Origin of the sequence: Clostridium sp. AF02-29, assembly GCF_934835585.1 — a bacterium.
Lineage (GTDB): Bacteria > Bacillota > Clostridia > Lachnospirales > Lachnospiraceae > Otoolea > Otoolea fessa.
Genome location: NZ_CAKVZK010000032.1, coordinates 1 through 9,292 on the forward strand (window position 1 = coordinate 1; position 9,292 = coordinate 9,292).

Sequence of the window (9,292 nt, forward strand, 5' to 3'; positions counted from 1 at the left end):
CCGCTCCCACTATTACCGCTACTGCATCCCCTGCTATGCGCTTCAGCTTTCTTTTCAGAATTCGCTTCTGTCTCCTACTGAGTTTCAAATCGTCATGCACCTCCTGCTTACTTCTCGACTGCTTCCAGTCTCTTTTCCTTCCTGTTGTAGAGGATCATCTCTTTCTCATCCTCTGAATGGAGCATATAGTCATCTGGGTTCATTCCCTTCTTGACCAGTATCTCTTTCTGATTCCTTGTCAGTTTCTTTGGCTGTTTCATATGCTCTCTCCTTTTATACTTACTTGACTTTTACCAGTACCTCATTATGCTCTCTAGGCTTCTTGGGCCTGGCATGGAACAGGTTCTCCAAGGCTTTGAAGAGTAACTGTTCCGTTCATGCTCCCTGAGTATTCTTTGGGGTAGCTGTACTAGTCGCCTGCAGTGCGGTCTTTTTCATTCCCCGCTACCGAGTGTTAAATCGCACCCACGCATCCATGCTCTCGGTATTCTCTCTCTGCGTGTTTCTCATCTGCCTCCGAACCGTTGTTGTTTTACTTGGGTCTGCGTTCCCTACCCCAATTACGACAGCTATTCATGCAGGCTCATGTCCTGCTGCCGGAGCGATTTACTGCGGCGGCTCGCTCCTACCTATCGGTTTTTATCCTGGTCGATGCTTGCCAGTGTGTTTCTTCGGTATTCAGTTTTTAGGTGTGATGCATACGCATCGTTCTGTTTTTTTGGTATCTGTTGCCTGCACCGGGCAGGTGTAGTTGATTTTGCCATTGTCAGTGCTGCTTCGAAGCATTCCGCTTTCGTACAGGTGCTTCCTTGCGTATCTGGCACTCACTCCTTTTGTGCTACAGAAGTGATTAAACTCCGGAACTCTGATGCGGTATTCTCCGTCCTCTAGTTCCTTACCCTTGGTCAGTTCTGTTACAAAGGTATCTGTGTCAATCAGTGCGGCCTGCTTGTCCAGTGCTCTCCATTCTGCCAGTTCATCAAGTCCGTTGATGTCAACCTGTGCCTTGCTGAACACATCCAGTATCATGGGGATTCTTTCATCCGGGGCCGCTGCCAGTATCTTTGCTATCTGTATGGCAGTCTTGATATCCAGTTCTTCCATTCCACTTGCTCCTCTCTGTTAGATGGAATGCTGTGCGACCTCTGCCTTGTACGGTTCTCCACCTCTGGCGAGTTCACGGTACATGGTAGCCGAGTGGACACCGATTGCCATCGCCATCTCATCTACTGTTTTGCCCTGTGCGTTCAGTGCTTCGATTTTCTTTCTGTCCTCGAATCCGATGCGCTTGTACGCTTTTCTCGGTCGCTTATTGGTTGCCATTGCTCTCCACCTCCTCTGTTTTTAGGCAAAAAAATAAATGCGCCAGAGTGATTATTCACTCTAACGCATTTATCAATTTCTTATAAAAATTAAAAATGCGAAGTGAGTTATATCACTCATTTCGCATTTATCTTATTACTTCACGTTCTCAAGCAACTTGCACGTAACAGATTCGACGTTCTTTCAATACATGACATTTTCGACAATCTTTCAATCACCGTCAAACCTACACCTGAATCCGCTCTGCCACTTCATCGCCCAGTGCCAGCCGAACCTTTCCATTTCCGATGATCAGACCATCCAGCACACGTCCAAGGACCCGGATACGGCTTCCTTCTTTGATTCCATAGCGCTCCAAAAAGTTCATCACATCCGCATTTCCAAACATCCACTTGATTTCACAGGACTCTCCCGCCTGCACCTTTGCCAACGACTGCATACAACGACCTCCTGACTGATATTCCGCTTTCTGTAACTGTTCAGTACCTTCACAGTCACGCGCAAAAATCCATTAAAAATTGCCTACGGCAATGGGATTTTTGCCTGCTGGTCCATGTTTTCGTACGGTCAGCGCAGTAAATGCGCAGACCTACTGAACAGTTACCGCTTTTTTTACTATCATTATATGCAGTCAGACTATTGTTAGTCAATGGTAATAATTGTTAGTTAATTCTAACAGTATTTAGCCGTTACCGTGAACCATCTCCACACTTCTCCGTCCATCTCCCGGCGGATTCTGCCGCGCAGGCGGAGGTAGTCCAGATGCGCCATGCACTCTCCCACCGCAAACCACTTCTGGGACGGTGGAAATTCTTCCCAGCTGGCGGCACGGATCTTCCAACGCATCTTTCCAGCCGTCTCATATGCCGTCATGCCCGGATGTTCGGCAAGCAGCGCCTCCGTCTCCGCCAGACGCCGCTCATGGTGTGCCAGCAGCGCCTCGATGCGCACTGCATAATCGCCCGTCTTCCGGTGTCCCGGCAGGGCAAGGCGGACCGGATATTTTCTGACCAGGCGCAGGCTGTCGAGATAATCGCCCAGCGGATCCTCCGATTCCAGCCAGGAAGTAATATTCGACGATATATCAAATAAGATATGATCGCCCGTGAACATGATGCCCTGCTTCTTTGCCCAGAACATCGCATTGCCCGGCGTATGCCCCGGCACGGAGATCATTTCCAGCGTGTAATCTCCTACCGTGTATTTCCAGCCTGCCTCAATCGGAACAAAACGGTCATCAACCTGATCCAGCTTATAGCGGACTGCCGGATTGAGCGCCTGCGTTTTCTTCATTTCATCCTCCGGAAATCCACCGGCACGGAATTGAGCCGCCAGCCGAAGCGGGCGCTCCGGTGTAAAACCGTCCTTTAAGATCGTCAGATCGATCCCGCTGATATAGATGCGGCTGTCCGCCCCTGCCGCCTCCCTGGCAAGTCCTGTGTGATCCGAGTGCAGGTGTGTCAGAAGAATATCCAGCCGATCCGGGCTACTTCCAAGTGCCCGAAGCCCTGCAAACAGCGCCTCCCGGCATTCCTCGCGCCGAAATCCGGTGTCAATCAGAAGATCACGCTCGTTTTCTTTTCCCTTGATCAGGTAACTGTTGAGTTCCCGCAAAGGATTCTGCGGCAATTCCACACCGATCCGCCAGATTCCATCTGCCACCTGTTCTACAAGGGCTTCCCTCTTCTCTATGTTCTTTGTGATTTCTTCTCTTTTATTTTCTTTAAGCATATTTTTCCTTATTGAATCTATTGAATCTTCTCAGCCTTCTGCTTTCTCTTCTCTATGATCCATCGTCCGGAACAGATATGCACAAATCAAAATCGCCACCACAATCGACAGATAATCAGCCGCCGGCTGTGCATAGATAACTCCATCCAGGCCAAACATCGCATTCAGCACGAAAATCAGTGGAATAAAAATCAGTCCCTGGCGGCAGATCGTAAGAATCAGCGACGGAAGCGCTTTTCCCATTCCCTGGATCGTATTGATGCAGAGGAATAAGATACCAAGGAATGGCGCAGAAAGCTGGAGGGCAACCACCATCTGAATACCATACTGGACAACTTCCGCATCATTAATAAACATCTGAATCATTGTCTTTCTTGCGACAATCATAAACAATGTCAGAATCGTTCCCATAATAACCGATACAAATCCTGTAAATTTGAATACCGACATCAGGCGTTTCTTGTTGCGCGCTCCATAATTATAACCAATCAGCGGCTGGATTCCCACGCAGAGACCAATCTGCAGCAGGACAACAAGCATATTGGATTTCATCGCAACCCCCATCGCCGCTACCGGTGTGTCACCGTAACCGACCAGCGCCTGGTTCAGGATAATATTGGCAAAGCTCATCAGGATGTTATTTAAGGATGCCGGAATACCGATCCCTGCCACGCCGGAAACGATTCCATCTCCCATCTTAAAATCACGGAAATGAATCGACAGTGTCGATTTTCCCCGTAGATAATAAGCAATATAGTAAAGACAGGCCGCAATATTGCCGATAATCGTCGCAAGCGCTGCACCGGTCACTCCCCAGCCAAGCACCAGGATCATGATCGGATCCAAAATAATATTTACTACGGTACCTAACAGGTTTCCGACCATCGATTCTCTCGATGCGCCTTCTCCCCGCAGAATATTCGCAAATGCAGTTGAAAACATAATAAACGGCGCGCCAATTGCAATAATCGCCAGGTACTGTCTCGCAAAACCGATCGTATTTACACTGGCACCGATGAGATGCAGAATGGTTTCCATTCCAAGTACAGACAGGATAGCCACTATCACGCCCAGCCCCAGGGATCCATAGCAGCAGAATGAACTGATATGACATGCCCGGTCTTTATGGCGTTCTCCCAGTGCTCTCGATATCGCTGAGCTGCCGCCGATACCGAACAGATGGCCTAATGCCATAAAAATCATAAAGACCGGCGTTGCCAGCGAAACTGCCGCCACCTGCAGCGGATCCTTCGTCTGACCGATGAAAAATGTATCCGCCATGTTATAAATAACAACCACCAGCATGGAAATCATGGTCGGAACCGCCATGGTTGCGACCGCCTTCGGTACGGGTGTTTTTTCAAATAAATCCGTATTTGTTTTCATTTGTCGTAACTCCTCTCTTTCTATATTTGTTGTATTCTTTACAGTCACATTCTCGCGCCGAGCGCGGTCGCTTGCGACATGTTTCTGCTTCGCGCAAGTGCACATCCTTGGCACGTTAGTGCCTTTTTGTGTAATAGGGGATTCCAAGGAATTTCCTATTACATAAAAATACAGGCACTTCTGCCTGCTGTGTAAAAGACCAACTCTTATTTAAACACTTAATTTTATCATAAACACCTATTTTGTCAACTATTTCCGTATTAAACCTATCTTAAACTCATCTTAAAACCCAGCTTAAAAATTGTCTTTTGGAATTGTCTTTGGAAGTTGCAAAAAAGCGCTTTCTGGGATATGATGGAAACTAGAAAATTATGAATTTCATACCGATGGAGGATTTTTACTATGTCTAACAATTACGCAGGCAAATTTGTAAGTGCTGAGACCGCCGTCAAGGCCGTTCAACCGGGCGACTGGGTGGATTATGGCTTTGGCGCTGGATTTCCGGAGCTTCTCGACCGTGCGCTGGCAGCACGCAGGGATGAGCTGACCGATGTCAAGATCCGCGGCGGTTTAGTCATCCGCCCGCGCATCGAGGTTGTCGAAAGCGACCCGGAGCAGAAAGCATTCAGCTACTACAGCTGGCACATCGGCGATTATGAGCGCAAGCTGCAGACCCGTGGGCTCTGCAAGTTTATGCCGATGATGCTGCGTTCCCTGCCGGAAATGTACCGCCACCACATTCGCGTGGATGTTGCCTTTGTACCGGTTTCCAGACCGGATGCGGACGGCTGCTGCGGACTGGGTATTTCCAACTATGCATGGCGCACCATCTTTGAGAATGCGCGCACCGTCATCTTCGAGATCAATGAGCGCCTCCCGCGCTTACAGGGCGTCGATGGTTCCCACCGTGTCCACCTCTCAGAGGCAGATTTCATCGTCGAGGGCGAGCATGAGCCGCTTCCGATCCGCACCTACCGCGATCCGAGCGCCGTTGATATTGAGATTGCCAAACGTGTCGTTGAGGAGATCCCGGACGGAGCTGTCCTTTCCCTGGGCGTCGGCGGCGTTCCGTTTACCGTTGCCAATATGCTGGCGCAGTCCGACAAAACTGACCTCGGCTGCCACACCGGCACCATCAGCGATGCTTTTTTAGCCCTCTATAAGGCTGGCAAGCTGACCAACAAGAAGAAGGAAATTGACAAAGGTTATTCTACCTGGAACCTTGCCATGGGCTCTCAGGAATTATATGACTGGCTGGATAATGAGCCGCAGCTCTTCCATCCAGCTGACGTCGATTACGTCCACTCCCCGTACCGCATCGGTGAGATGAAAAATGTCATCAGCATCAACGGTGGTGTCGAGCTGGATCTGATGGGACAGGAAAATGCCGAGTCTGCCGGCACCCGACAGCTCTCCGGTATCGGCGGACAGATGGATTTCCTGGAGGGCGCATTCCGCTCCGAGGGAGGCAAGGGCTTTATCTGCCTTGCTTCCACCCACAAGAAAAAAGATGGCTCCTTAAAATCCAACATCGTACCGTTCATTCCGGGCGGTAGCACCGTATCTGCACCGCGTACCATGATTCAGTACGTGGCGACCGAGTACGGTATCGCAAAACTGACCGGGCTTACCTTAAAAGAACGAGCGGATGCCATGATCGCCATCGCACACCCGGATTTCCGTGATGAGCTGCGCCGGTATGCGGAGGAGAATTTTAAATAAAAATTGGAAAGATACATCGGAACCGAAACATCAACCTTCCATGTTATCTTTGATTATTTGAAAACCAGAATTTTCAATATAGAAAAGCCGTAACCTTATACTTTCGCTCATGAATTTAATCCCATGGGCGGGTATATCTGGTTACGGCTTTTTATTTTTTATGCCTCTTTCTTCGCCCCTATAACAACCACAACCACCATAAACCGGCAGACCAGAATAATCATAGACGCAAAGAGCTGCCACAGCGCGATATGCAGAATCAGGCTGACTGCGTACCCACACAGTGCTGCTCCCATTACCATAGCATATCCACAGCACAGTTCGGAGTGATACGAATGTCTGGGCGAACCTGCGGTGTAGCTTTCCATCAGTCCATAGAGCACCACATATTCCAGCATACACGGAATCAGCGACCAGATGGTTCCGTCCGGCCGCCTCCAGAACATGGACAGGAAGCTAGAAAAAGCAGTCACCAGCACAAGCGCCGCCCCTGCTGCCCGGTACACTCTCATCTCTTTTGCATCCATCTGGAAAAATCCCGCCTGCCGCTCTTTCTGGAGAATCCCGATATATAAAATCAGGAACCCGATGCAGGGCGGCAGCAGCATCACATGGAACAGATTAATATGAATCGAAGCAAGAATCAGGCCGGCTAAAATCTTATGATCTCCCGTTTTCACTTAAATGCCTCCTCTTTCAGCAGATATTTCCACACATCAATAAAGCGAAGCTCCCTTCTCTTCCTGTATTCATTTTCAAATGAAAGAACCTGCTCCCCGCCATCTTTGCCGATATATGAAAGCACTGCAACTCCTGAATGAAATACCTGCGGCGACTGGTCTTCCTCTTTGCCAATCCAATGGCTCTGGAACGTCAGCACATCACCCGTTTTTACTGTCAGCCGTTTCGGCTCTTCCCCTTCTTTTTTGGCTGGGATAGGCTCTCCATTTAGGGTCATCGAAAAATTTTCCATCTCCCCGACTGACGCAATGCAGCCTTTTACTTCGATGGTTCCATCTTTCTGAACGGTGTAAACCTGTGTGGCCGTTCCATCTGAATTGGCGCTGGAACTTGGATTTTCCAGGGCGCTCCCGCCCTCCGGATTTGCAATCAGTACCAGATTACCAATTTTTACGTCCGCTGTGTTTCCATCTGAATAGAGCACCTGCGCCCGCGTCAGGATTCTCCACTGACGGATCCCGTTATGCTGCGGATCTTCAATCGAAAGCGTAGCATCCAGGCGATGAAGCGCATACTGTCCCGCTGACTGGACTGTCTCCCGCATTTCCTGCATTTGAAGTTCAGGCAACTCTGAAAAACGAATTTCTCTCACACAGATCTCATCCGTCACATCCGTCAGATAGGCAAAATTTACCTGTGTATACCATACATCCGAAGTTCTATCTGTCTCATCCACACTTTCTTCCCCTAATGCATATAAGGACACTGTATTCTCCAATCCCATATTCGCATTCGGGTCTTTCACGCCTTCGTCTAAAACTCCAACTTTCACATCGGAATCGGTACTTTCTTCTTCAAGCGCCTCACTTGACACAGATGGAACGATTCCATCCTCCGAAGTTTCTACTCCGTCCAGCCCACAGCCCAGATAAGCCGACTGGCTGTAGTGCAGAAACAGCGGTTCTTTCAGCCGGAACGTATACTGGGCGATCAGACCCGCCAGCAGACAAATAAGCGCCAGCACCAGCCAGATACGCACGATCATCCGCTCCGGGTGTTTCTGAACTGTTTTTGCCTGTTCTTTTACTTCCATGAGTTCCCCGCTTTTCTCATTTTTCTCTATCATAAAAAGGCCACCCACCTGTCTGTATAAGTTGTTCTCTTTGCAACATTATACCTTTTTACAGGTGGGTATTCTTTTCTATTTTCTTACAATTTATAGCCTTCTTTTTGAAAATTGCAAAAGCACGCAATTCGTAGCAATTTGGCATCCGCATTCACTGCCTTAACTTCTCGCCTGTCCCATCGATAACATTCGCAGCGCTTTGATGAATTCAAGCACAGCCTATAACCATATCGATCCGAAAGACCTTCCAGAAAGAGAAAGCCGCCGCTGACAGCCTTGATGAATCGGTATCGATCCACTCAGCCGCCTGCGGCGGTTTTCTGCTTATTTATATAAGAATATCATATTCTTGACCGAAACGGTAAGCGCTTCTTTTATTTTCGGCATTTCGCGCATAGGCAGGCGATTCTGTTTTGTCTATATTTTACAACCAAATCGCAGACAATTCTGGGCTCAATCCAATGCCCCATCCAAGCCTTCCAATCAGCTTTATGCACTCTCATAGCCATTTACGCACCTACATTACATCTGCCATTATTCAGCTTCTGCCGCTCTCGCCTCCACTTCTCTCTTCTGTACATCGCCCGGAGCCTGCTCGTAGCGGCTGAACTCATAGGAGAATTCACCGATACCGCCGGTCATGGAACGAAGGTCGGTGTTATAACCAAACAGCTCGGACATCGGGATATCTGCCTCGATGATCTGTTTGCCGTGATGGTTGGAGTTCATACCGAGAACACGACCTCTTCTGCGGTTCAGATCGCCCATAACGTCGCCGGTGAATTTATCCGGAACGGTTACTTTCAGAGATGCGATCGGCTCAAGGAGAACTGGATTCGCCTCCATGAACGCTTTCTTGAATGCCAGCGTCGCTGCCATCTTGAATGCCATCTCGGAGGAGTCAACCGGATGATAGGAACCATCTAACAGGGTTGCTTTCACACCGACAACCGGATATCCAGCCAACGGACCCTTCTGTACGCATTCCTGAACACCTTTCTCAACTGCCGGGAAGTAGTTCTTTGGAACGGCACCGCCAAATACCTTCTCTTCGAATACATATGGTGTCTCCAGATCGCCGGACGGCTCGAAGGACATCTTAACATCGCCGTACTGTCCATGTCCACCAGACTGTTTCTTATATTTGCCCTGTGCTTCTACTTTCTTGCGAAGTGTCTCGCGGAATGCAAATTTCGGTTTGCTGAGCACAATGTCTACTTTATATCTTGCCTGCAGCTTGCTGACAACGACTTCGAGCTGCTGCTCGCCGATGCCGTAAAGTAAGGTCTGACGGTTCTCGGTATCGCTGACGCTTCTGAGTGT

The 9,292-nt window shown here is 49.0% G+C and carries 10 protein-coding genes; 1 reads left to right on the top strand and 9 read right to left on the bottom strand.

Annotation, left to right across the window (positions count from 1 at the left end):
- Window positions 1-107: 107 nt before the first annotated feature.
- The 6 genes from PUQ60_RS08815 to PUQ60_RS08840 form a co-directional block, all read right to left on the bottom strand.
- A complete protein-coding gene (locus tag PUQ60_RS08815; RefSeq protein ID WP_008396729.1) occupies window positions 108-260 on the bottom strand; it encodes a hypothetical protein in 153 nt (50 codons plus the stop codon).
- Window positions 261-678: 418 nt separating this feature from the next.
- Window positions 679-1,104, bottom strand: a complete 426-nt coding sequence (locus PUQ60_RS08820; protein WP_008396730.1) for a hypothetical protein — start codon at window positions 1,102-1,104, stop codon at window positions 679-681.
- Between the two features lie 18 nt (window positions 1,105-1,122).
- The gene (locus PUQ60_RS08825) at window positions 1,123-1,323 is read right to left on the bottom strand and encodes a helix-turn-helix domain-containing protein (protein WP_008396733.1); all 201 of its coding nucleotides are present in this window, start codon (window positions 1,321-1,323) and stop codon (window positions 1,123-1,125) included.
- Window positions 1,324-1,549: 226 nt separating this feature from the next.
- Window positions 1,550-1,762, bottom strand: coding sequence for a ferrous iron transport protein A (locus PUQ60_RS08830; RefSeq protein ID WP_022360163.1), 213 nt, complete (start codon window positions 1,760-1,762; stop codon window positions 1,550-1,552).
- A 233-nt stretch (window positions 1,763-1,995) separates the two neighbouring features.
- Window positions 1,996-3,054 carry an MBL fold metallo-hydrolase gene (locus PUQ60_RS08835; RefSeq protein WP_273379810.1) on the bottom strand — a complete coding sequence of 353 codons (1,059 nt, stop codon included), beginning with the start codon at window positions 3,052-3,054 and terminating at the stop codon, window positions 1,996-1,998.
- A 30-nt stretch (window positions 3,055-3,084) separates the two neighbouring features.
- Entirely contained in the window at window positions 3,085-4,440 is a 1,356-nt protein-coding gene (locus PUQ60_RS08840; protein WP_273379812.1) for an MATE family efflux transporter, read from the bottom strand.
- A gap of 402 nt (window positions 4,441-4,842) precedes the next feature.
- Here PUQ60_RS08840 and PUQ60_RS08845 point away from each other — a divergent pair, with 402 nt between their 5' ends.
- Window positions 4,843-6,162 carry an acetyl-CoA hydrolase/transferase C-terminal domain-containing protein gene (locus tag PUQ60_RS08845; protein WP_273379814.1) on the top strand — a complete coding sequence of 440 codons (1,320 nt, stop codon included), beginning with the start codon at window positions 4,843-4,845 and terminating at the stop codon, window positions 6,160-6,162.
- A gap of 158 nt (window positions 6,163-6,320) precedes the next feature.
- Here PUQ60_RS08845 and PUQ60_RS08850 read toward each other — a convergent pair whose 3' ends face one another.
- The 3 genes from PUQ60_RS08850 to PUQ60_RS08860 all read right to left on the bottom strand — a co-directional run bounded on the left by PUQ60_RS08850 (window position 6,321) and on the right by PUQ60_RS08860 (window position 9,178).
- On the bottom strand, window positions 6,321-6,842 hold the full coding sequence (locus tag PUQ60_RS08850; protein ID WP_270231884.1) for a hypothetical protein: 522 nt from the start codon (window positions 6,840-6,842) through the stop codon (window positions 6,321-6,323).
- Window positions 6,839-7,969 (bottom strand): hypothetical protein, encoded by a 1,131-nt coding sequence (locus tag PUQ60_RS08855; RefSeq protein WP_273379818.1) that lies wholly within the window; start codon window positions 7,967-7,969, stop codon window positions 6,839-6,841. The genes PUQ60_RS08850 and PUQ60_RS08855 overlap by 4 nt, the downstream gene beginning before the upstream one ends.
- 534 nt (window positions 7,970-8,503) lie before the next feature.
- Window positions 8,504-9,178: a hypothetical protein gene (locus PUQ60_RS08860; protein ID WP_273482938.1), complete on the bottom strand. Its 675-nt coding sequence runs from the start codon at window positions 9,176-9,178 to the stop codon at window positions 8,504-8,506.
- Window positions 9,179-9,292: the final 114 nt, after the last annotated feature.